This is a genomic window from Duganella sp. GW821-FHT01E12 (assembly GCF_059422325.1).
Genome location: NZ_JBWKWR010000007.1, coordinates 78,259 through 104,255 on the forward strand (window position 1 = coordinate 78,259; position 25,997 = coordinate 104,255).

Here is a 25,997-nt window from a genome sequence, read left to right on the forward strand (position 1 = left end):
CGGTTCGTTGCCAAAAAGTTGCAACTTTAGACAGTTTCCTCATGCGCCCAGCAGTTTGCCGCCTCACCATCGCGTTGCCCATTTTGCTGCTCGGCTGTGCCGGCTTGCCGCACGGCGTGACGACGCCCGCAGGCGCGCAGGCCACGTTGGCGCTGCTGGAAACCACCGACCTGCACGCGACCGTGCTCGGTTATGATTACTACAAGCTGAAGGCCGATGCGTCGATGGGCCTGGAGCGCACCGCGACGCTGATCAAGCAGGCGCGCGCCGAATTCCCCAATAATCTGCTGCTCGATAACGGCGATGCCATCCAGGGCACGGCCTTGGCCGACTATCAGGCGCTGGTCGCGCCGGTGCCGTGCGGCGAGACCCTGGCCATCTACAAGGCCATGAATGCGCTGGGCGTGGACGGCGGCGGCATCGGCAATCACGAGTTCAATTACGGGCTGGCGTACCTGAACCAGGTCACCGCCAGCCATTTCGACGTGGACGGCGTGCCGGCCAACGCGCCGCGCTGCGCCGGGCCAAACTTCCCGATCGTGCTGGCGAATATCTACAGCAGCAAGACCAGGCAGCCGCTGTTCGAGCCATACCGCATTCTCACGCGCCAGATCAGCGCCACCGGCCCCGATGGCAAGCCGGTGACGGCGACGATCAAGGTGGGCATCATCGGCTTCGCGCCGACGGTGGTCATGTCGTGGGATAAGCACTGGCTGGAAGGTAAAGTCTACGCCGAGGGCGTGCGGGAGACGGCGCTGAAGTACATCCCGCGGATACGCGCCCAGGGCGCGGACCTGGTGGTGGCCATCTCGCACGGTGGCCTCGATGGCGCGCAGTATGCACCGGAAATGGAGAACGCCAACTACTACCTGGCGCAGGTGCCGGGCGTGGACGCGATGATGATCGGCCACTCGCACCAGCCGTTCCCGGACGCCGCCAGCAAGGTGCCGGAATTCGGCCTGCCGAACGTCGACAAGACCAAGGGCACCGTCTACGGCGTGCCCGCCGTGATGGCCAACCTGTGGGGCAAGCACCTGGGCGTGATCGGCCTGCGCCTGAAGTACGACGGCAAGGCCTGGGTGGTGGACAAAAGCCGCACCACGGTCGAAGTGCGCTCGACGCGGAACCCTGACGGCAGCTACGTCGCCGCCGATCCCGCCATCGCACCGATGGTGGCGGCCGAGCACGAGGCGACCATCCGTTACGTGAAAACGCCGGTCGGCAGCAGCGACTTCCGCATGACGACCTATTTCGCCGACGTCGGCGACGTCAGCGCCATCGAGGTGGTGAACCAGGCGCAGACCGCCTACGTGCAGAGCTACGTCAAGGCCAACCTGCCGCAGTTTGCGGCGCTGCCGGTGCTGTCGATGGCGTCGCCGTTCAAGGCCGGCGCCGCCGGCGCGGGCGACTATACCGACGTCAAGCCGGGCGGCCTGGCGCTGAACAACGTGGCCGACCTGTACCTGTACCCAAACGCGCTGCATGTGGTGAAGGTGGACGGCGCCGGCCTGAAAGCCTGGCTGGAAAAGGCAGCGGAACGCTTCAACCGCATCGACCCGGCCAGCGGCGCGCAGCAGGAGCTGGTCAACACCGCCGTCCCAGGCTTCAACTTTGACATGTTGAGCGACGCCGACATCAGCTACCAGGTCGACGTGACCAAGCCGGCTGGCCAGCGCATCACGGCCCTGCGCTACAAGGGGGCGGCGCTGTCGCCGTCGCAGGAATTCCTGGTCGCGACCAATAACTACCGGGCCAGCGGCGGCGGCGCTTTCCCTGGCCTGGACGGCAGCCGGACCATCCTCGCATCGCCGGATGCCAGCCGCGATGTGCTGATCGCCTACATCCAGCAGCAGAAGAACGTGACCCGCGCCCGCAACGGCGCAACGCGCAGCTGGCGTTTCGCGCCGGTGGCGACCAAGGGCGCTGTGGTGTTTCACTCCGCCCCCAACATGGTGGAACTGGCGAGGGAGGCGGGCCTGAAGGCCGTCACCCAGCTTAAAACGGACGATGGCGGCGGCAAGGGCCTGGCCCTGTATGCCATCGATTTGTCCATATGAACGGAGGACGCATGAAGCAGGGACGTAAAGTGCTGGCGGGCTTGCTGCTGGCGGCGACCGGTATCGCAAGCTGCGCGGCGGCCGGGCCGGTGGACGAGGCGCGTCTGTACCTGCGCGGCGGCTCCGGCGTGGCCGTCAACTTGCCGAAAGCGTTTTCGATCTTCAGCACCGCCGCCAAGGCCGGCGATCCGCTGGCCGCCTGCTATCTGGGCATGATGTACCGGAACGGCATGGCGGTCGCGCGCGACGCCAAGGCCGCGGCCCGCTGGCTGAAATTTGCCGCCGACCGCCAGATGCCTGCCGCGATGTTGGCGCTGGCGAACCTGTACCTGAGCGGCGACGGCGTCAAACGCGACGAGCAGGCCGCGCGCCACCTGATAGAAAAAGCCGCCGATCTGGAGTATCCTGAAGCGGTGATGGCCATGGCCATCGGCCTGCGCGACGGTTCCATGGGCTTCGACCGCAACGAGGCGTTGTCCGAGACCCAGATGCGCTTCGCCAATCGCGCCCTGGCGCAGCGCACCTCCGGCATGTAATTTTCGCCTCCCGGCGCACGCCTTCCTTACTGCTTGCTTACACGCGGCGGCCCGTTTTCGGCTTGCTGCGATGCCGCACATCTATCTGTTGCTGCTGCCGATCTACTAACCTACAATGCTCCATCGATGGGGAGCCCATCCGGCCGAATTTCCCACGTAAGCGACCACTATAAGAACGTTGTAAACAGGAGATCACAGATGAATTTCAAGTTGAAAATGCTCGTTGCAGGCATGGCACTCGGTTTCTCGGCTTCCTCGATGGCGGCTGAACCCATCAAGATTGGCGTGGCCGGTCCTTTCACCGGCGGTTCCGCGCCGATGGGCGTATCGATGCGCGACGGCGTCAAGCTGGCCGTGGCGGAGATCAACGCCAAGGGCGGCCTGCTGGGCCGCCAGATCCAGCTGGTCGAACGCGACGACGAAGCCAAGAACGAGCGCGGCGTGCAGATCGCCCAGGAATTGATCAACAAGGAAAAGGTCACCGCCACCGTCGGCTACATCAACACCGGCGTGGCCCTGGCTTCGCAGCGCTTCTACCAGGAAGCCAAGATCCCGGTCATGAACAACGTCGCCACCGGCTCCATCGTCACCCGCCAGTTCGCCGACCAGCCTGAAAACTACATCTTCCGCAACTCCGCCAACGATACGATCCAGTCGCACATGATCGTGCAGGAAGCGGTGGACCATCGCAAATTCAAGAAGGTCGCCATCCTGGCCGACTCCACCAACTACGGCCAGCTTGGCCGCGAAGACCTGGAGAAGGCGCTGGCCCTCAAGAAGATGAGCGCCGTCGCCATCGAAAAATACAATCTGAAGGACGTCGACATGACGGCCCAGCTGCTCAAGGCCAAGCAGGCCGGCGCCGAAGTGGTGCTGACCTACGGTATCGGCCCGGAGCTGGCGCAGATCGCCAACGGCATGGAAAAACTGGGCTGGAAGGTGCCGCTGATCGGCAGCTGGACGCTGTCGATGGCTAACTTCATCGACAACGCCGGCAAGAACGGCAACGGCACCCGCATGCCGCAGACCTTCATCCAGGACCCGACCACGCCCAAGCGCAAGGCCTTCATCGACGCCTACGTCAAGGCCTACCATCCGCCTGGCGACCGCATGCCGTCGCCGGTGTCGGCGGCGCAGGGCTACGATTCGATCTACCTGCTGGCGGCGGCCATCAAGCAGGCCGGTTCCACCGACGGGCCTAAAGTCAAAGCCGCGCTGGAAAACCTGAGCGAGAAGATCGACGGCGTGGTCACCACCTACAACAAGCCGTTCAGCAAAGACAATCACGAAGCGATCACCGCCGACATCACCGTCTTCGGCGAAGTCAAAGATGGCAAAGTAGTGCTGGCCAAGTAAGCTCGCAGGTCTTCGTACTGGCCAGTCTTGAGGATTCAAGCCTGGCCTTTTTCTTGTCGTCCTAAAGTGGTGGTTATCATGGAAATCTTCCTGCAACTGGCATTCAGCGGCATCGCGCTCGGCATGATCTACGCCGTCATCGCGTTCGGCTATCAGCTCACCTTCGCCACGTCCGGCACGCTCAACTTCGGCCAGGGGGAGTCGCTGATGCTGGGCGCACTGGTCGGGCTTAGCCTGGTCGGCACCATCCACGGCGGGCCTTACATGAACTACCTGCTGATGATCCCCCTGGTGATCGTGTTCGGCGCGCTGCAAGGCATGTTCGTCGAATGGATAGGTGTGCGACCGGCGATCAAGATCAAGTCGGAGTTCGGCTGGATCATGTCGACCATCGCGCTGGCCATCATCTTCAAGAACGTGGCCGAGAACATATGGGGCAAGGACGACCTGACCTTTCCGTCGCCGCTGAGCTCCACGCCGTTCCAGGTGCTGGGCGCGAACGTGCAGCCGATGCAGGTGGCGGTGATCGTCGGCGCGCTGGCGATCATGGCGGCGGTGGAGATCTTCAACCGCAAGTCGATCTACGGCAAGGCCGTGGTGGCAACCGCCAACGACCGCGACGCGGCGGGCCTGATGGGCATCAACACGCGCATGGTGATCACCTTCTCGTACGCGCTGTCGTCGGCGACGGCGGCGTTTGCCGGCGTGCTGGTGGCGCCGTTGACGCTCACCGGCGCCACCATGGGCGCCTCGCTCGGCCTGAAGGCGTTCGCGGTGGCGATCATCGGCGGGCTGACCTCCGGCGTCGGCGCCATCGTCGGCGGCCTGATACTGGGCATCGCCGAGACCACCACCGGCTACTACGTTTCGACCGGCTACAAGGAAGTACCGGGACTGCTGCTGCTCCTGCTGGTACTGGCGATCAAGCCGTCCGGCCTGTTCGGCAAAGCCGCCATCAAAAAGGTCTGATCCATGAACAAGAAACTCCTCGCGGCGAGCATCGTGGGATTGGCGGCGCTGGTGCTGTATCCGGTGCTGATCCCCAATCCGTACTACATCCATTTGTTCGAGACGATCCTGATCTACGCCATCCTGCTGTTCGGGTTGGACATCGTGGTCGGCTACACGGGGCAGGTGTCGCTGGGCCACGCGGGCCTGTTCGGTATCGGCTCCTACGCCACCGGCGTGATGGTGTTCAAGCTGGGCGCGCCGTTCTGGATCGCGATCCCGGCCAGCGTGGCCGGCGCCGCGGTGTTCGGCGCCATTCTCGCGCTGCCGGCCCTGCGCGTCACCGGCCCATATCTGGCGATGGTCACGCTGGCCTTCGGCACCATCATCCAGATCCTGATCAACGAGATGACCTTCCTCACCGAAGGCCCGATGGGCATCAAGATCGCCAAGCCCACCATCATCGGACAGAAGCTCAGCGAGGTAAGCTACTACTACATGGTGGCGGCGCTGATGGTGGTGTCGCTGATCGTGGTCCACCGCATCCTGAAGTCCAACCTGGGCCGCGCCTTCGAGGCGCTGCGCGACAGCCCGATCGCCTCCGACTGCATGGGCGTATCGGTGTACCGCTACAAGGTGTATGCCTTCATCATCAGCGCCGGCTTCGCGGGCCTGGCCGGCAGCCTGTATGCGTATTCGGAGGAGTACATCTCGCCGAACACCTACAACTTCGAGCTGACCATCCTGTTCCTGCTGGCGGTGATCATGGGCGGCCGCAAGACCCGTTCCGGTTCGCTGATCGGCGCGATGATCGTGGTGATGCTTCCCAGCCTGCTGGCCGACATTGAACTGTTCCGCAAGATCGCGGTGGCCGCCGCCGTATTGGGTGTGATCGGCTCCGCGCTGATGCTGTACAAGCGGCGCGCCACCGTGCGCGGCGTGATGGTGCCGCTGGTCGCCACCATCGGCATGGCCGCGTATTCCTACAAGCTAGAAAACATCGTCGACTGGCGCCTGACCATCTTCGGTTTGATGACGCTGTTCGTGGTCTACTATCTGCAGGACGGCATCGTCGGCTTCCTGCAAAGCCTGATGGGGCGGGGCGCCGTGCACGCGCAGGCGGTGCAGGCCAGCGGCGCCGAACCGTTCGCGCGCGCCAAGGGCGGCGCGGCCGGCGAGACGCTGCTCAGCGTCGACCGCATCCTGATGCAGTTCGGCGGCCTGAAGGCGCTCAACCAGGTGGACCTGAACGTGGTGCAGGGATCGGTGCATGGCCTGATCGGCCCTAACGGCTCCGGCAAGAGCACGATGATGAACGTGCTCACCGGGATCTACAAGCCCACCGCCGGCAAGGTGTCGTTCTCCGGCGCGGTGATCTCCGGCCGCACGCCGTCCGAGATCGCGCTGGGCGGCGTGGCGCGCACCTTCCAGAACGTGCAGCTGTTCGGCGAAATGACGGCGACCGAGAACGTGCTGGTCGGCCTGCACAACACCTTCGAATCGAATGTGCTCGACGTGATGCTGCAAACGCCGCGCTACAAGCGCGAGGAGCGCGCCGCGCGCGAACGCGCCGCCAGCATCCTGGAATTCGTCGGCCTGACAGCGATGGCCAACGAGGAGGCGCGCAATCTCCCGTACGGCAAACAGCGCCTGCTGGAGATAGGCCGCGCGCTGGGCCTCAGTCCGCGCCTGCTGCTGCTGGACGAACCGGCAGCCGGCCTGACCGCGCCCGACATCAAGGAGCTGATGGCGATCATCCGCAAGATCCGCGACCACGGCATCACCATCATCCTGATCGAGCACCATATGGACGTGGTGATGGCCTTGTCCGACACGGTGACGGTGCTGGACTTCGGCCAGAAGATCGCCGAAGGCAAACCGGCTGCGGTGCAGAGCGACCCCAAGGTGATCGAGGCCTACCTGGGCGGCAGCGGCGAAGAACACGGCGGCACCAAAGCGCCAGCGGCGCATTAAAGAGGACAGCACATGCTATCGATCACCAATCTGCACGCCTCGTACGGCAAAGTCGAAGTCCTGCACGGCATCTCGCTGGAGGTCCCGAAGGGCAAGCTGGTCACGCTGATCGGCTCCAACGGCGCCGGCAAGACCACCACCATGCGCGCCATCTCCGGCATGCTCAAGCCGAAGGACGGCAAGGTCACGCTGGACGGCAAGGACATCACCGGCGCCGACTCGCACAAGATCGCGCGCGCCGGTCTGGCGCATTCGCCGGAAGGGCGGCGCGTGTTCGCGTCGATGACGGTCACCGACAACCTGCTGCTGGGCGCCTTCCCGCGCTTCACGCGCGCCCGGCCCAGGGGCGACATCAAGCGCGATCTGGAAAAGTCGCTGGAGCTGTTCCCGCGCCTGAAGGAGCGCCAGCACCAGCTGGCCGGCACGCTGTCCGGCGGCGAGCAGCAGATGCTGGCGATGGCGCGCGCCGTCATGCTCAACCCGGAGGTGATCCTGCTCGATGAGCCGTCGATGGGCCTGGCGCCCATCCTGGTCGAGGAAGTGTTCCGCATCATCCAGCGGCTGAAGTCCGAGGGCGTGACGATGCTGCTGGTGGAGCAGTTCGCCGCCGCCGCGCTGAACGTGGCGGACTACGGCTACGTGCTGGAAAACGGCACGATCTCGGTCCACGGCCCGGCGGAAAGCCTGAAAACCGACCCCAAAGTGATCGCGGCCTACCTTGGTGGCGGGCAGGGGCATTAACTTACTATCAAGGTAAAAGTTATATTTTCTTAAATAAATAAATTGCCATACGGAAACTCGATAGATATAATTTGCAACTATTGAGTTTCTGCAAGGCAATAAATGCAACAGGTAAGCAATCGGCTGTGCGGCGTGGTGCTGCTGTACAGCCTGGTCCATCAGGCGGCGCACGGCCAGAGCCAGGCCGAAATCGCGGCGCAGCAAATCCAGCGTCAGCAGCAAAAGGAGCGGGCACAGAACGAGCAGGCCGAGGAGCAGCGGCCGGCCGTGCGGCTGCCGCGCGAGCCGGTCCCTGCCGCTGCCGGCTATCCGGCTAACGAAGCCCCGTGCTTCCCGATCCGCCACATCTCCCTGCAGGGCGACCAGGCGGCCCGGTTCGCCTGGGCGCTGGACGCGGCGGCCGACGCCGCCGGCCGGTGCCTGGGCAGCGCCGGCGTCAACACGGTCATCGGCAAGGTGCAGAACGCGCTGATCGCGGCCGGCTACGTCACCGCCCGCGTGCTGGCCGCGCCGCAGGACTTGCGCGGCGGCGAACTGCAACTGGTGCTGGTGCCGGGGCGCATCCGGGCGATCCGCTTTGCCGAACCGGCCGCCGGCGCCAGCAACGACCGCGCCTCGTGGCGCACCGCATTGCCGGCCCGGCCCGGCGATCTGCTCAACCTGCGCGACATCGAGCAGGCGCTGGAAAACTTCAAGCGCGTGCCGACCGCCGAAGCCGATATCGAAATCGTGCCCGGCGAGCAGCCCGGCGAGAGCGACCTGCTGATCAAATGGCGCCAGGCGCTGCCGGTGCGCCTGAGCCTGTCCGCCGACGACAGCGGCAGCAAGTCCACCGGCCAATACCAGGGCGGCGCCACGGTGTCGCTGGACAATCTGCTGGGCTGGCAGGAGCTGGCCTATGTCAGCGTCACCCGCGACCTGGCCGGTGTCGGCTCGGGCCGCGACCACGGCACCCGCAACTACGCGCTGCACTATTCGATGCCGGCCGGGTACTGGCTGTTCTCGCTCAACGCCAGCCGCTACCGCTACTACCAGGGCATCGCCGGCGCCAACCAGACCTATGTCTACAGCGGCACCAGCGGCAACGTCGAGCTCAAGGCCGCGCGCGTGCTGTACCGCGACGCCGCGCGCAAGACCACGGCCTCGGTGCGCCTGTACCGCCGCCGCAGCAACAACTTCATCGACGACACCGAAGTGCAGGTGCAGCGCCGCCAGATGGGCGGCCACGAGCTGGGCCTGTCGCACAAGGAGTTCATCGGCGACGCCACGCTGGACGCCAACCTGCTCTACAAGCGCGGCACCCATCTGTTCGGCACCCTGCCGGCGCCGGAGGAGGAGTTCGACGACGGCACCGCGCGGCCCACGGTCATCAGCGCCGACGCCACGCTGACGCTGCCGTTCGCGCTGCGCTCGGTCAAGCTGCAATACCAGGCCAACTGGCGCGCGCAATGGAACCGCTCGACGCTGATCCCGCAGGACCGCTTCGCCATCGGCGGCCGCTACACGGTGCGCGGCTTCGACGGCGAGGCCAGCCTGTCGGCCGAGCGCGGCTGGCTGCTGCGTAACGACCTCAGCTGGTCAATCGGCGACCGCACGCAGCTGTACCTGGGCGTGGACTATGGCCAGGTCGCGGGGCCGCACGCCGCCGCGCTGGCCGGCACCAGCCTGGCTGGCGGCGCGGTGGGCTGGCGCGGCCAGTTCGGCGGCGCCCAGATCGATCTCTTCATCGGGCGGCCGATCCGCAAGCCCGAGCATTTCCGCACCGCCCCCAACGCCGGCGGCTTCAACCTCAATTATCAGTATTAATTTTCTTAGCCGGCCCCAACCCCGCCGGCGGAAGGACCCGCAATGAACAAGCTCTGCTACCGTATCGTCTTCAACAAAGCCCGTGGCCTCTGCATGGCCGTGCAGGAAACGGCACGCAGCCAGGGCAAGGGCGCGGGGCAGGCGGGGCCGGCGGGCGCGGCGGCGGCGGGCGGCTGGCAGGGCGGCATGGCGACGCGCTTGCGCAGCCTGGCCCGGGCGCTGCTCGGCGCGTTCGGCGGCACGGCCTTGCTGGCCGGCCTGGCGTCGGCGCAGATCGTTGCCGATCCCAACGCGTCCGGCCGCCAGCAGGCCACGGTGCTCAACGCGGCCAACGGTGTGTTGCAGGTCAATATACAGACGCCGAGCGCGGCCGGGGTGTCGCGCAATGTCTACAGCCGCTTCGACGTGCCCAAGACCGGCGCGGTGCTGAACAACTCGCGCACCGCCGTGCAAAGCCAGCTGGGCGGCTGGATCGACGCCAATCCGTGGATGGCGCACGGCACCGCGCGCGTGATCCTGAACGAAGTCAATTCCAACGACCCGAGCCAGCTGCGCGGCTATATCGAGGTGGCCGGCGCGCGCGCGGAAACGGTGATCGCCAATCCGGCCGGCATCGTGGTCGATGGCGCCGGCTTCATCAACGTCAGCCGCGCCACGCTGACCACCGGCAAGCCCTTGCTGGACGAGACCGACGGCGCGCTGCGCGGCTACGCCGTGCGGGGCGGCATGATCAGCATCGGCGGCGCCGGCCTGGATGCGCGGCAGACCGACTACACGGCCCTGATCGCGCGCTCGGTGCAGTTGAACGCCGGCCTGTGGGCGCAGCAGCTGGAGGTGACCACCGGCGTCAACGACGTGACGCTGGCCGTCGACGGCGCGGCGGCCGGCGGCACGGTGGCCACGGTTGCTGGCGGCGGCGAGGCGCCCCGTTACGGCATCGACGCTTCTCAGCTGGGCGGCATGTATGCCAACAAGATCACACTGGTCGGCACCGAGGCCGGCGTCGGCGTGCGCAACGCCGGCGCCCTGGGCGCGGCGGCGGGCGAGCTGGTCGTCACCACCGAGGGCCGGCTGGAAAATACCGGCAGCCTGGGCGCCAGCCTGGCCTTGTCGGCGACGGCGCGCGATGGCATGGTCAACAGCGGTGGAATCTCGGCCGGCGGCGCGCTGACCTTGAGCACGCCGGCGGCGGTGTCGAACAGCGGCACCATAAGCGGTGCGGCCGGCCTGCAGCTCACCGCAGCCAGCCTGAGCAACACCAATCTGATCAGCAGCACGAGCCGCGCCGTGCTGGCGTTGACGGGAGATGTCGACAACAGTCACGGCGTCATCCAGGCGCAAAGCCTTGCGCTGAGCAGTGCCGGCGGCGGCATCAACAACCAGTCCGGCAAGCTGTTGCAAACGGCGGCGGTCGCGCTGGATGTGGCGGTCGCCGGTCTGCACAACGCCAACGGCGGGCAGGTGGGGGCTGCGCCTTCGACCGGCTCGGATGGCAGCGGCGCGAGTACTGGCAACGGCGCGGACGGTGGAGCCGGCAACGCGGGCACTGGGACTGGTGGCACGGGCAGTGGCGGCAACGGCAATGGCTCGAACGCCGGCACCGGCAGCGGCAGCGACAATGGCAGCGCCAGCAACAGCGGCTCCGGCAACGGCGCCAACAACGGCGTCACGCCGCCGGCGCCGATCGCGCCAGGGTTCGTCCATGCCGCAGGGGCGTTGAACAACGATGGCGGCCAGATCCTGTCCGGCGGCGGCATTGCGCTGGCGACGACGGCGCTGGACAATACCGGCGGCCAGATCAACCTGTCGTCGCTGGCGGTCAGCGGCGGCGCGTTCAGCAATCGTGGCGGGCAGCTCAACGTGCAGCGCGGCGCCAGCATCCACGGCACCGGTTTCGACAATCACGACGGCAAGCTGGTGGCCGGCGCCGGCCTCGACATCCAGGCGCAAGGGCTGGACAACGGCAACGGCCTGCTGTCGGCCGGCGCCGACCTGGCGCTGGACAGCGGCGCCATCGTCAACCGCGACGGCAAGCTGGTCGCCGGCGGACGCGTATCGATCAACGCCGCCGGCGCAGTGGACAACCACGGCGGCCAGATCCAGGCCGCCACCAGCCTGGCGCTCAAGGCCAGCGGCAAGCTGGACAATGAATCCGGCATGGTGGAGTCCATCGGCGCCAGCGGCGCCATGCAGGTGCAGGCCGCCGGGATCGACAACAGCAAAGGCCGCATCGCCAACGCCGGCAGCGGCGCCAGCGAAGTGGTCGCGGCCGGCGGCCTGCTGAACAGCGGTGTCATCGGCGCCAACGGCGGCATGACCGTGAGCGCGCTGACGCTGCAGAACCAGGCCGGCGGCAGCATCCAGTCCAGCGGCGCCTTGACGCTGGCGGTGCGCCAGCAGCTGGACAACCAGGGCGGCATCGCCAGCGGCGGTGCGCTCGGTTTCAACGAAGCCGGCGCCACGCTCGACAACGGCGGCCAGATCGCGGCCGGCGGCGACATCCACATCGCCGTGCGCCACGCCGGCAACGACGGCGGCCAGATCGGCACGGCGGCCGCCTCCGGCGCCAGCCTGACGCTCAGCGCGGCCGATATCAGCAACCGTGGCGGCAGCCTGCTGGCCGATCGGGATGTCGGCATCAGCGCCGCTCAGGGCGGCCTGGACAACAGCAAGGGCCTGATCCACGCCCAGCGCGACGCCAGCGTCAGCGCGCTGCAAACATTGCTCAACCAGGACGGCGTTATCGAAGCGGTGAGCGCAGGCAGCAAGCTCAGCGTCGATAGCGGCGCGATCCAGAACCAGGGCGGGCGCATCGTCAACGCCGGCAGCGGCGACAGCAGCGTCGCCGCCACGGGCGCGATCGTCAGCAGCGGGCTGATCGCGGGCAACGGCAACCTGGCGATGGCGGCGGCGAGCGTCACCAACAGCGGCACGCTGTCGAGCGCCGGCGCGTTCAAGCTGGCCGTGACGGAACAACTCGACAACTCCAGCCTGATCAGCAGCGGCGCCGCCATGGACCTGGGCAGCGCCAGCGCCGACATGCGCAACACCGGCCAGGTCTATGCGGTGGGCGACATCGGCGTGCAGGCGCGCAATGTGGTCAACGCCGGCCAGCTGGCCACCACCGCCGCCGGCGGCGGCATTACCCTGCATGGCGCGACGCTGGACAACCACGGCGGCAGCGTCGCCGCTAGCGGCGCGGTCGACCTGCAACTCGACGGCGCACTCAACAATGCCAGCGGCCTGGTGCAGGCTGGCCGGGACCTGGGCATTGCCGCCAAGGGCGCGCTGGACAACAGCGCCGGCGTGATCGAAGCCCTGGGCGCCGGCAGCGCCATGCGGGTGAACGCGGCCGCCATCGTCAACGCTGGCGGGCGCATCGCCAACGTCGGCTCGGGCGACACCGCCATCGCGGCCGAGGGCGACATCCAGAACAGCGGCCTGATCGCGGGTAACGGCGCGGTCGACGTGGCGGGCGCTACTGTGCACAGCAACGCCGCCGGGGCCCTCACGTCCGGCAAGCGGATGACGCTGGCGGTGGAGCAGCTGTTGCAGAACGACGGCGCCATCCGCAGCGCCGCCGCGCTGGACTTCAGCAAGACCACGGCGGTCGTGGCCAACACCGGCAGCATCGTCGCCGACGGCGCCATGCTGATCAAGGCGGGCGCGCTGTTCAACGACGGCGGCCAGATTTCGACCACCCCGGCCGGCGGCGCGGATCTGCGGATCGAAAGCCGGCAGTTGCGCAACTATGGGGGCCACATCCTGGCCGCCGGCAACGCCGGCATCGACGTGACCGGCGCGGTGGACAACCGCTACGGCGTGATCCAGGGCGGGCAGGACCTGGCGCTGAGCGCAAGCGGCGGACTCGACAACAGCAGCGGCACGGTCGAGGCGCTGGGCGCCGGCGGCACGTTGACGGTGCAGGCCAGCAGCATCGACAACACGGCGGGCAACATCGTCAGCGCGGGCAGCGCGGGCGTGAGCAGCGCGAGCTACATCTGGAACGGCGGGCGCATCGGCGCGCGCGACCAGCTGGCCGTGGGCGCGGTATCGGTCGTCAACGCCAGCGCCGGCAGCATCACGGCCGGGGCCGGCCTGGGCTTGTCGGTGCGCGACCTGCTGGACAATCACGGCCTGGTCAGCAGCTACGGTGGCCTGAACTTCGGCCTGGCCACCGCCTTGGTCAAGAACGATGGCCAGATCGTCGCCGGCGGCGGCATCGATCTGATGGCTGGCGTCCTGAATAACGATCGCGGGCTGATTTCGACCGTCAAGCAGTCGCAGACGGACGTGAGCATCGTGGCCAACAGCGTCAGCAACCAGGGCGGCACCATCGTGGGGGACCGCAATACCGCGCTGGCGGTCACCGGCGCGCTGGACAATACGCAAGGCGTGATCCAGGCCGGCAAGGATATGCAAGCGCGGGTCGGCGCGGCGCTGACCAACACCAAGGGCGTGATCGAGGCCACGGGCGCCGCCAGCGCCCTGAACGTGCAGGCCGGTTCCATCGACAACACCGACGGACGCATCGTCAACGTCGGCACCGGCGCCAGCAGCGTCGGCGCGCAGGGCACGCTGCTCAACGGCGGCCTGATCGCCGGCAACGGCGGCCTGTCCGTCACGGCCGCGACCTTGCAGAACAGCGCGGCCGCGACTATCTCGGCCGGCAAGGACCTGGCGCTGGGCGTGAGCCGCCAACTGGACAACCTGGGCGCCATCAGCAGCGGCGGCAAGCTCGACTTTACGCAGGTCACGGCGGCGGTGCGCAACGGCGGCACCATCGTCAGCGGCGGCGCGGTGAGCATCAAGGCGGGCACCTTCAACAACGACGGCGGCCAGCTGGCCACCGTGCGCGGTTCCGGCGCCGACCTCGCGCTCGACGCGCAGAGCCTGAGCAACCGATCCGGCGTGATCCAGTCCGACCGCAGCGTCGCCGTCGGCGTGGCCTACACGGTGGACAATGCGCACGGCAGCATCCAGGCCCGGCAGGACTTGCAGTTTGCCGCCGGCTCCGCGCTGAACAATAACAGCGGCGTGATCGAGGCGATCGGCGCCGGCAGCGCCTTGCGCGTGCGGGCCGGTTCCATCGACAACAGTGCGGGACGCATCGTCAACGTCGGCACTGCGGCGGCGTCGGTGTCGGCGCAGGACGCCATCGTCAACAGCGGCCTGATCGCCGGCAACGGCCAGCTCGACCTGGCGGCCGGCAGCCTCCAGAATCAGACGGGCGGAACGGTGTCGTCCGGCGCGGCGATGGACCTGGCCGTCACGCAGCAATTGGACAACCAGGGCGCGATCAGCAGCGGCGGCACGCTGGAATTCAGCAAGACCACCGCCGTGGTCAACAACAGCAGCCAGATGGTCGCGGCCGGCCAGGTGCACGTCGCGGCGGGCACGCTGAACAATGACGGCGGCCAGATCGCCACGCTGAAGGACAGCGGTGCGGGCATCGCGATCGACAGCCAGAGCCTGAGCAACCAGGCCGGCAGCGTGGTCGCCAGCGGCAGCGCGACCCTGGCGGTCGCGGGCGCGGCGAACAATGCGCACGGCACCATCCAGGCGCAGCGCGACCTGCAATTGACGGCGGGCGGTGCGCTCAACAACGCCGGCGGGACCATCGAGGCGGTGACCGCCGCCAGCAGCCTGGCGGTGCAGGCGGGCGCGATCGACAACAGCGCGGGCCGGCTGGTCAACGTTGGCACGGGCGCGGCCACGGTGGGCGCCACCGGGCTCGTCACCAACAGCGGCCTGATCGCCGGCAACGGCAGCCTCGACCTGACTGCCGGCAGCTTGCGTAACCAGACCGGCGGCACCGTGTCGTCCGGCCAGCGCATGGGCCTGGGTGTGACGCAGCAACTGGACAACCAGGGCAACATCAACAGCGGCGGCAGCCTGACTTTCAGCCAGACGACGGCGGTGGTCAACAACAGCGGGCAGATCGCAGCGGCCGGCCAGGCCAGCATCGCGGCGGGTAGCTTGAACAACGACGGCGGCCTGATCGCGACGCTGCCGAACTCCGGTTCCGGCATCGCCATCGCCAGCCAGAGCCTGAGCAACCGTAGTGGCCGCGTGCAAGCCAGCGGCGACGCCGTGCTCGACGTTGCCGGCGCGCTGGACAATGCGCAAGGCACGCTGCAAGCCGGCCAGGACCTGCGCCTGAGCGCCGGCGGCACCCTGAGCAACAACGCCGGCGTGATCGAGGCGCTGGCGGCGGGCAGCGCCATGCGGGTGCAGGCCGGCGAGATCGCCAACGGCAGCGGCCGCATCGTCAACGTCGGCTCGGCGGCGACCAGCGTGGGCGCGCAGGGCGGCATCAGCAGCAGCGGCCTGATCGCCGGCAACGGCAAGCTCGACCTGGCGGCCGGCAGCCTGCGGAATCAGACGGGCGGAACGGTGTCGTCCGGCGCGGCGATGGACCTGGCCGTCACGCAGCAATTGGACAACCAGGGCGCGATCAGCAGCGGCGGCACGCTGGAGTTCAGCAAGACCACCGCCGTGGTCAACAACAGTAGCCAGATGGTCGCGGCCGGCCAGATGCATATCGCGGCCGGCGCGCTGAACAACGACGGCGGCCAGATCGCCACGCTGAAAGACAGTGGCGCGGGCATCGCCATCGACAGCCAGAGCCTGAGCAACCAGAGCGGCAGCGTGGTCGCCAGCGGCAGCGCGACCCTGGCGGTCGCGGGCGCGGCGAACAATGCGCACGGCACCATCCAGGCGCAGCGCGACCTGCAATTGACGGCGGGCGGCGCGCTCAACAACGCCGGCGGGACCATCGAGGCGGTGACCGCCGCCAGCAGCCTGGTGGTGCGGGCGGGCGCGATCGACAACAGCGCGGGACGGCTGGTCAACGTCGGCACGGGCGCGGCCACGGTGGGCGCCACCGGGCTCATCACCAACAGCGGCCTGATCGCCGGCAACGGCAGCCTCGACTTGACTGCCGGCAGCTTGCGCAACCAGACCGGCGGCACCGTGTCGTCCGGCCAGCGCATGGGCCTGGGTGTGACGCAGCAACTGGACAACCAGGGCAACATCAACAGCGGCGGCAGCCTGACTTTCAGCCAGACGACGGCGGTGGTCAACAACAGCGGGCAGATCGCAGCGGCCGGCCAGGCCAGCATCGCGGCGGGCAGCTTGAACAACGACGGCGGCCTGATCGCGACGCTGCCGAACTCCGGTTCCGGCATCGCGATTGCCAGCCAGAGTCTGAGCAACCGTGGCGGCCGCGTACAAGCCAGCGGCGACGCCGTGCTCGACGTTGCCGGCGCGCTGGACAATGCGCAAGGCACGCTGCAAGCCGGCCAGGACTTGCGCCTGAGCGCCGGCGGCACCCTGAGCAACAACGCTGGCGTGATCGAGGCGCTGGCGGCGGGCAGCGCCATGCGGGTGCAGGCCGGCGAGATCGCCAACGGCAGCGGCCGCATCGTCAACGTCGGCTCGGCGGCGACCAGCGTGAACGCGCAGGGCGGCATCAGCAGCAGCGGCACCATCGCCGGCAACGGCACGCTGGACCTGGGCGCGCAAACCCTGCAAAACACCGGCGCGATCTCGTCGGGAGCGCAGATGACGCTGTCGCTGTCGCAGCTGTTGGACAACCGCAGCGCCGTCCGCAGCGGCGGCGCCCTGACTTCCACGCAGACGACGGCGCAGGTCAACAACAGCGGCACGCTGGTGGCCGCTGGCGTGATCGGCATGGCGGCGGGCAGCCTGAACAACGATGGCGGCCAGATTGCCACGCTGAGCGACTCCGGCGCCGGCATCGACCTGAGCAGCCAAAGCATGAGCAACCGGGGCGGCAGCGTGCTGGCCAGCGGCAATGCAGGCGTCAACGTGTATGGCGCGCTGGACAACGCAGGCGGCACGCTGCAGGCCGGCCGCGACATGCAATTGACGGCCGGCGGCGCGCTGGGCAACGCCGGCGGCGTGATCGAAGCGCTGTCCGCCGGCGGCACCTTGACGGTGCAGGGCCAGTCCATCGACAACACCTCGGGCCGCATCGTCAATGTAGGCAGCGGCGATACGCGGATCGCCAGCCAGAGCACGCTGGTCAGCAGCGGCATGATCGCCGGGAACGGCAACCTTCTGCTGGCCGCCCAGAGCGTGCAAAACAAGGCGGGCGGTACGCTGGCCGCCGGCGGCAACCTGGAGCTCGCGGTCACCGCGCAAATGCAGAACCAGGGCACGGTCAGCAGCGCCGGCTCCCTGGACTTCGTGCAAACCGGCGCCAGCTTCAGCAACAGCGGCCAGATGATCGCGGGCGGCACCGCCACCTTCGACGCGGCCAGCTTCAGCAACGACGGCGGACAGATCGGCACCACCAGCGCCTCCGGCGCCGACATCAGCGTCACCAGCCAGAGCATCAGCAACCACGGCGGCAAGATCCTTGCCAGCGGCAATACGACGCTGAGCAGCGCTTCCGGCCTGGACAACAACGCCGGCACGCTCCAGGCGGGCAAGAACCTGAAGCTGGGCGCCACCGGCGCGCTGGGCAACGCGGGCGGCACGATCGAGGCCGAAGGCGGCGCCAGCACGCTGGAGCTGACGGCGGCCACGGTCGACAGCAGCGGCGGACGCATCGTCAACGTCGGCAGCGGCGACACGACGCTGCTGATCGCGACCGACCTCGTCAACAGCGGCCTGATCGCCGCCAACGGCAACCTGAGCCTGACGGCGCAGACGCTGAAGAACAACACCGGCGGCGCCATCGGTTCGGCCGGGAACCTGCTGCTGGCGGTGAGCCGGCAAGTGGACAACCACGCGGCCATCACCAGCACCGGCACGCTGACCTTCCAGCAGGCCGGCGCCAACCTGAACAATGACGGCCAGCTGGTCGCGGGCGGCGCGATGACCATCGTTGCCAAGGCAGTCAACAACAACAACGGCCAGATCGCCACCGCCAAGAGCAGCGGCGCCGACCTGGCCTTGACCGCCGCCAGCCTGAGCAACGAGAAGGGGAAAATCCTGGCCGACGGCAAGGCCGTGCTGGCCATCGCCGGCGCGCTGGACAACGTGCAGGGCACCATCCAGTCCGGCAAGGACATGCAGGTCAACGCCGGCGGTGCGCTGACCAACGACGGCGGCGCCATCGAGGCGGCCGGCGCCGCTTCGGCGCTGACGCTGAAGGCGCTGTCCATCGACAACGGCAACGGCCGCATCGTCAACGCCGGCAGCGGCGACACCAGCATCACCAGCCTGGGCGGCGTGAGCAACGCCGGCGTGATCGCCGGCGGCGGCAATCTGTTGCTCACTGCCACGACGCTGCAGAATGGCGCCACCGGCATGCTCGCCTCCGGCAAGGACATGAGCTTGCAGGTGACCCAGTTGCTGGACAACCAGGGCACAATCAACAGCGCCGGCACGCTGACCTTCAACCAGGCCGGCGCCAACCTGAACAACAGCGGCCTGATCGTCTCGGGCGGCAACGCGCTGATCGTCGCCAACCAGATCAACAACAACGGCGGCCGTCTGGGCACCGGCGCCGGTTCCAGCGGCGATCTGAGCCTGACGTCGCAGCAGCTGAGCAACGAAGGCGGCCACATCACCACCGGCCGCGACCTGAGCGTGAGCACCCATGTGATGCAGGGCAGCGGCGAACTGCAAGGCGGACGCGACCTGGCGCTGAGCATGGACGGCGATTACACCCAGGGCAGCGGGACCCAACAGTTCCATTCGAACCGCGACCTGAGCCTGACGGTGACGGGCAATATCGTCAACACCGCGACGTTCGAGGCGGCCGGCAAGCTCACGCTGAGCGGGAACAACGTCAGCAACAACGCCGGCGCCGTGATGCAGGGGCAGGGCGTGGCGGTCAACGCGGCGGGCAATCTGAGCAACGCCGGCCAGATCAACGGCACGGCCACGGTGGACCTCAAAAGCGGCGGCACGCTCGACAACAGCAACGCCATCGTCGGCGGCCAGCTGACGCTGACGGCGCAGAACCTGAACAACACGGGCGCCAGCACCTTGCTCGGCTCGACCGGCGCGATGACGCTGGGCGTGGCGGGCACGCTCAACAATACGGGCGGCGCCAGCATCTACAGCGGCGGCAGCCTGGCCATCGCCGCCGCGCCGGGCGGCGGCGCGACCGGGCTGGTCAACAACATGTCGTCGACCATCGAGGCGGCCGGCGACCTGTCGCTGAACGCGGCCAGCGTCAACAACATCCGCGAGAACGTCACGCTGGTCAAGGTGCAGACTGTCGACGAGACCAAGCAGATGTATCTGCCGAGCTGGGACCACAACGGCGACAACCATAACAACTACGATACCAACGCGGCGAACTACTATCCGCACGAGCTGTACTACGTCAACCCCGACGACATTCTGGAAAATCAGATCCTGTTCGCGCCGGACGGCAACTCCTACGGCCGCGCGGTGATCCGCACGCACGCCAACGATTCGGCCTTCTTCTGGGCGTCGACCGGCGCCTACAACGCGCAAGGGGCGCGCCAGCGCATCACGATGACGGATGGCACAAGGGTGCTGTATTACAAGTACAGCCAGAACGACCAGGCCAACCCGGACCAGGGCGGCCCGACCGGCACGCCCGACGGCTTCTATCTGGAACATGTCACCAACTGGACCAGCGCTCCGCCGGCGTATTCGAGCCTGTATGGCAGCTGTGCGGCCAACTGTGTGCGATTCGTCACGCAACCCGGCTACGACGATCCAACCACCATCATCAACCGGTCGACGGCGCGCGCGCTGGTGTCCGAGGCCGGCAAGCTGGAACAATCCCGTTTGGCGCATCACACGGCGGAGGAAGACCAGATCGCGCCTGGCTCCGGCGCCGTGGCGCAGATCCTTTCCGGCGGCAATATGCACCTGACCGTCGGTCAGGCGCTGACCAACCAGTATGGTCAAATCATGGCCACCGGCGCGCTCGCCATCGACGGCGGCGCGGCCATCAGCAACCAGGGCGCGACGTTGTACCGCAACCATACCTTCGACGGCACCTGGAAAACCTACGACGGCGATGTCACGGCCTACACCATGCCCTCGCAGAGCGAAATCATCGGCTCCGCCGCCGGCGTGATCTCGGGCGGCAAAGGCGTCTCGATCACCGGGCGCAGCTTCAGCAACGTCGACATCACGGCCGGCACGGTCGGCAATATCCGCGACAACGTCACCGTGCTGGCGACCGGCAACAACAGCGCCAGCGCCGCCAGCCACGCCACCGGCAACGGCGCCAGCGGCGGCAGCGCCGGCGGGCACGTCGGCGGCAGCGGCATCGGCAACAACGCCAGCGGCGCCGGCGCGGCCGGCGGCAGCGGCATCGGCAACAACGCCGGCGGCCCAGGCGTGGCCGGCGGCAGCGGCATCGGTAACAACGCCAGCGGCGCCGGCATGGCCGGCGGCAGCGGCATCGGCAACCAGGCGGGGCGCGCCACGCAGGCCGGCGGCAGCGGCGCCGGCAACAATGCGGCGCTGGGCGGCCAAGCCGGCGACAGCGGACTGGCCAATCAAGCAGCGGAAGCCGGGCAGGCGGCCGGCAGCGGCATCGGCAACCAGGCACGCACGCGCCTGGACACCTACGGCAGCGGCATCCATAACGGCTCCCGCGAGGCCGACAGCGTCAACGCCAGCGGCAAGACCAGCACGGCCACGACCAGCGCCGCAGCCCATGGCAGCGGCGCCGGCGGCAAGGCTTTGGGTGACGTCAGCACCGGCCATGGCGCCAGCCTGGCGCAGAACGCCGCCGACAGCGGCGCCGTGGTCAAGGTGGCGCCGAACGGTCTGTCGCTGCTGAATCCGAACGCCAACGGCAGCTATGTGTTCGAAACCCGTCCGCAGTTCGCCAACCACGGCGACTGGATCAGCAGCGACTACCTGCTCAAAGCGCTAGACACCGACCCGGCCGTGACGCAAAAGCGTCTCGGCGACGGCTTCTACGAACAGCGCCTGGTGCGCGACCAGCTGATCGAACTGACCGGCCGCGCGCCGTCGGGCGGCCAGAGCGACGACAGCCGCTACAAGGAACTGCTGAACAGTGGCATCAGCGTCGCGCAGCAATACGGCCTGCGTCCCGGCATCGCGCTAAGCGCCGACCAGATCAGCCACCTGACCAGCGACATCGTCTGGATGGAGACGGAAACCGTCAGCCTGCCGGACGGCACGGTGGAGAACGTGCTGGTGCCCAAGGTCTACCTGGCGCACGCGGGCGCCGGCGCGGTCAAGGCCAACGGCGCGCTGGTGACCGGCGACGGCGTCGACATCCGCACCACCGACAGCATCGTCAACCGTGGCGGCCTGATCGACGGCGCCAACGGCCGCACGGTGCTGGTGGCCGGGCAGGACATCGTCAACCAGGGCGGCGCCATCAAGGGCGGCGCGATGGACCTGCAGGCCGGACGCGACGTGATCAATCAGTCGCTGACGATCAAGCAGGAATACGCCAGCGTCAACACCAGCGGCAGCTACACCACGCTGTCCAACCAGGCCGGCATCGCGGCCGCCGACGCGCTGACTATCAAGGCCGGACGCGACGTGACCGACACCGGCGGCAGCATCGCCGGCGCCAGCGTCGGCATCGGCGCTGCGCGCGACGTCAATTTCAACGCGCTGCAGACCGGCAGCACCTACGCCTCGCAGGTGGCCGGCTACACGGAAAAAGACAGCAGCACCACCTACAAGACCGGCCAGGTCGCCAGCACCGGCGACCTGAAGCTGACGGCCGGCCAAGACATCAAGCTCAGCGGCACGCAGGTGGCGATCGGCGCCACCGGCAACGGCACCCTGGTGGCGGGACGCGACGTGAGCATCACGGCCGTCGTCGACGAAGTCAACATCAGCAAGCAGAACGACCCGCGCAGCAAGCTGTACGACAAGGAAGTCCGCCAGGACCAGAATGTGGTCGGCGCCTCGGTGACGGCCGGCGGCAACCTGAGCGTCAAGGCCGGCGACAGCGGCGCGGGTACGCTGGCGATCGCCGGCAGCAATCTGGCCGGCGGCGGCAAGGTGCAGCTGACCGCCAGCGGCGATGTCAGCATCACGCAGGTGCAGGAAATCCATCTGAGCGACCTGGCGCACCACAACGAGTCGAGCAGCTTATTCAAGAAGAGCAGCGACACCACGGCCGACTACAGCAACGTCAGCAAGGTGGTGGGCAGCAGCGTCAGCGGCGACGCCGTCACGGTGCAGTCGGGCAAGGACATCGTCATCCGAGGTAGCGACCTGAGCGCCACCGGTGCGTTGACGCTGAACGCGGGCCGCGACCTGCTGGTGGCCAGCGCGCAGCAAAGCGACAGCGAGCAGCACAGCGCCGAGCACATGCGCAGCAGCTTCTCGGTGGACCCGCGCGCGCTCTACACCAAGAGCGAGGACGCCAAGGCCGCCAACGGCACCACGGTGACGCAGGTGGGCAGCGTGCTTAGCGGCGGCAGCGTCAGCGCCAGCAGCGGGCGCGACACGGTCATCAGCGGCAGCACGGTGGTGGCCGACAAGGACATCGCCATCGACGCCGGCCGCAACCTGAGCATCGTCAGCGCCGAGAACACGAGCGAAGGCGCGTCGTCAAGCAGCAGCAAGAAATCCGGCTCGATCGGCACGACGTTCCAGCCGGCCATCGGCACGGTCAAGAGCGCCACCGACGGCACCAACGCCAGCGTGACGCAGGTGGGCAGCCAGATCGCCAGCCTGGGGGGCGACGTCAGCCTGACGGCGGGCGAGCGGTACACGCAGACGGCCAGCGAGGTGAAGGCGCCGAAGGGCGACATCGACATCAGCGCCAAGGACGTGCTGATCAACGCCGCCATGAACAGCAGCGACAGCAGCGACCATACAAGCTACAGCAAGACCGCTATCGGCGGCAGCGTCAGCGTGCCACTGGTGGATGCGTTGAAGAGCGCGAACAGCATGGTCAGCGCGGCCAAGAACACCAGCGACAGCCGCATGCAGGCGTTGGCGGCGATGAACGCGGCGGGCAGCCTGAACAACGCTTACGACGCCTACAGCAAGGGCGTCATGAAGTCCGGGATACAGGTCAGCATCAGCCTGGGCAGCCAGAAGAGCGACAGCACGGTGGTGCACACCAGCGACACGGCGGTGGGCTCGACCATCACGGCGGGTGGCGACGTGACCATCACCGCGTCCGGTGCCGGCAAGAACAGCAACCTGACGGCGATCGGCAGCGACATCAAGGGCGGCCAGGACGTCAGCCTGTCGGCGGACAACCAGGTGAACCTGCTGGCGGCGCAGAGCACAGCCAGCCAGCACAGCACCAACAGCTCCAGCAGCGCCAGTATCGGCATCGGCTTCGGCATCGGCGGCACGTCGAACGGCTTCACGATCGACCTTGCCGTCAGCCAGGCGCGCGGCAAAGCCGACGGCGACGACATCGGCTATACCAACAGCCATGTCACGGCAGGCAGCCAGGTCGGCGTGCACAGCGGCGGCGACACCACGCTCAAGGGCGGCGTGATCGCGGCGCCGACGGTGGTGGCCGACATCGGCGGCAATCTGAACGTCGAGAGTCTGCAGGACAGCAGCAAGTACAACAGCAAGCAAAGCAGCGCCGGCCTGAGCGCCAGCCTGTGCATCCCGCCGGCGTGCTACGGCGCCAGCACCGTGAGCGGCAGCATCGGCAAGTCGCATGTGGACGGCGACTTCCTGTCGGTGCTGGAGCAAAGCGGCATCAAGGCCGGCGACGGCGGCTTCCAGGTGGCGGTGAATGGCAACACCGATCTGAAGGGCGGACTGCTGAGCAGCAGCCAGAAGGCCATCGACCAGGGCAGCAATGTGCTGATCACCGGCAGCCTGACGTCGAGCGATTTGCAGAACAAGGATCACTATGACGCGGGCGGCTTTGCATTGTCCGGTTCGGTCAGCGGGAAGATGGGAGATCAGAGCCCGCCCAAAGAGAAGACCGACAAGTGGACCGACGAACAGAAGAAAGCCGCAGCCGCTGACGGCAAGCCCGGCGCCAGCGCGGGCTTCAGCTCGGCCAGCGGCGATCAGGGCAGTACGACCGCAAGCGGCATCAGCGGCGGCCTGATCGCGATCACCGACCAGGCCAAACAACTGGCGACCGGCAAGGACGCTTCGACGGTCGTGGCCGGCCTGGATAACGATGTGACGACGGAGTCGGCGGCAGCCAAGGCCGGCGCCTTGACCAAGGGCTGGGATGCCCAGCAATTGCAGAAGGACGTCGACGCCCAGATCGCCATCACGCAAGAGTTCAGCAAGCAGGCACCGAAGGCGATTGCCGACTTCGCTGACAAACAGATCAAGAAGCTGGAAGAACAGGGTGCGAGCCAGGAAGAAATCGCCAAATGGGCTGACGGTGGTAGCTACCGCGTTGCGCTCCATGCTATTGGTGGAGCTTTATCCGGTGGATTGGGCGGCGCCGTCGGTGCGGGGTTAGTAGCGGATCAGGCGAAGCTGCTCAAAGAACTACAGGTTAAGACAGCGGCCGCATTGGTTGATCAAGGCATGAGCCCGGAGACGGCGAAGATGTTTGCGCAAGGCCTGGCGGAAACAACCGCGCTGGGAATAGGTACCGCTTTGGGTGGCACGGAAGGCGGGGCTGCGGCGCTGGCGACGGATACCAACAACCGACAGCTGCACAGCTCTTGGCTGAATAAGCTGACCGGTACGGATGAGGCGGAAAAACTGAAGCAGTTGCAAGAAGGTAAATCCCCTGACGAGCAACAACGGCTTGCGGATGCAGCATGTTTCTTAACGCACTGTTCAATACAGTTATCCGAAGAGAATCCCGCTAACGCTGCGGCATTGGCGCAAGAGTTTAGAGGGCAAAATTATTCAAAGGAACTCGGCGACCTGAAGGCAACGGGATTATTTAAATACGACAATGTTGATCTTGTGACTGATTTTGCAAGTCGGGCGAGAGACCGTATTTCCCAAGAGGTGCTAGCAGCGGGACGCGCCGCCGTTAATTTGGGCTACCAAATCTTGACGCACGGTCCTGGTGGGAATATACAGATTCCGCCTGACCTTCCAGATGACACGAATTGGCCCAGAGGGGTAACGGCCGGAAGTACGGGAGCAATGACACCGCCGATGGTACTATGTGGCCCGCCGCCGCTCTTGGTTTGTGGCGTGACGCGTCCGATCATGACGCCTGGCACACCGGGTTATGTGCCGAGCAATGTGTTATTGTCGGATGGGCAAGGCGACGCTGAAAGGGCGGGGAAACCAGATAAAGTGGCAGGAACGGTCGACGCTGCTGGGGGGGCAAAGACACCGGATGGGGCAAATAAAACGGGAACTATTTGGGACGCTATTCAACCAGTTGGTCCTATGCATCCCGGTTCCGAAATACCGCAGAATTTTGAGCTTACGCTGGAAAATGGTGGGAAAATTTGGGTAGACGGAAATGCTACCAAACACGTCGCTGAGTATGCTGCGGCTAAGGCAATAAACTCTACGCCAGAGGCTGTTCGGCTGGCGAGTCAAGTGCAACTCGAAAGCCTCGGATCCGCTGTCAACACGGCAGTGAAAAATGGAGTGACATATCGGCAGGTTACGAACGTTAATGGTTGGGAATTGATTTTTGCGCCGCCAAAATCAGCTGATCAATTCCCAGCGCTTTATCACGCGCTCTACAAGGGTAAATAAC

At 67.0% G+C, this 25,997-nt stretch carries 8 protein-coding genes; all 8 read left to right on the forward strand.

What is annotated here, in order from left to right:
• Nucleotides 1–41 precede the first annotated feature (41 nt).
• The 8 genes from AC07WS_RS19790 (at nucleotide 42) to AC07WS_RS19825 (ending at nucleotide 25,996) form a co-directional block, all read left to right on the forward strand.
• The gene (locus AC07WS_RS19790) at nucleotides 42–2,057 is read left to right on the forward strand and encodes a bifunctional 2',3'-cyclic-nucleotide 2'-phosphodiesterase/3'-nucleotidase (RefSeq protein WP_494730736.1); all 2,016 of its coding nucleotides are present in this window, start codon (nucleotides 42–44) and stop codon (nucleotides 2,055–2,057) included.
• Between the two features lie 11 nt (nucleotides 2,058–2,068).
• The gene (locus tag AC07WS_RS19795; protein WP_494730737.1) at nucleotides 2,069–2,593 is read left to right on the forward strand and encodes a tetratricopeptide repeat protein; all 525 of its coding nucleotides are present in this window, start codon (nucleotides 2,069–2,071) and stop codon (nucleotides 2,591–2,593) included.
• A gap of 198 nt (nucleotides 2,594–2,791) precedes the next feature.
• Entirely contained in the window at nucleotides 2,792–3,949 is a 1,158-nt protein-coding gene (locus AC07WS_RS19800) for an ABC transporter substrate-binding protein (RefSeq protein ID WP_494730738.1), read from the forward strand.
• Nucleotides 3,950–4,027: 78 nt separating this feature from the next.
• Nucleotides 4,028–4,918, forward strand: a complete 891-nt coding sequence (locus AC07WS_RS19805) for a branched-chain amino acid ABC transporter permease (RefSeq protein WP_494730739.1) — start codon at nucleotides 4,028–4,030, stop codon at nucleotides 4,916–4,918.
• 3 nt (nucleotides 4,919–4,921) lie between these two features.
• Nucleotides 4,922–6,871: a branched-chain amino acid ABC transporter ATP-binding protein/permease gene (locus AC07WS_RS19810; RefSeq protein ID WP_494730740.1), complete on the forward strand. Its 1,950-nt coding sequence runs from the start codon at nucleotides 4,922–4,924 to the stop codon at nucleotides 6,869–6,871.
• 12 nt (nucleotides 6,872–6,883) lie between these two features.
• Nucleotides 6,884–7,612: an ABC transporter ATP-binding protein gene (locus AC07WS_RS19815; RefSeq protein WP_494730741.1), complete on the forward strand. Its 729-nt coding sequence runs from the start codon at nucleotides 6,884–6,886 to the stop codon at nucleotides 7,610–7,612.
• A 102-nt stretch (nucleotides 7,613–7,714) separates the two neighbouring features.
• Nucleotides 7,715–9,418: a ShlB/FhaC/HecB family hemolysin secretion/activation protein gene (locus tag AC07WS_RS19820; RefSeq protein ID WP_494730742.1), complete on the forward strand. Its 1,704-nt coding sequence runs from the start codon at nucleotides 7,715–7,717 to the stop codon at nucleotides 9,416–9,418.
• Nucleotides 9,419–9,460: 42 nt separating this feature from the next.
• Nucleotides 9,461–25,996, forward strand: a complete 16,536-nt coding sequence (locus AC07WS_RS19825) for a hemagglutinin repeat-containing protein (protein WP_494730743.1) — start codon at nucleotides 9,461–9,463, stop codon at nucleotides 25,994–25,996.
• Nucleotide 25,997: the final 1 nt, after the last annotated feature.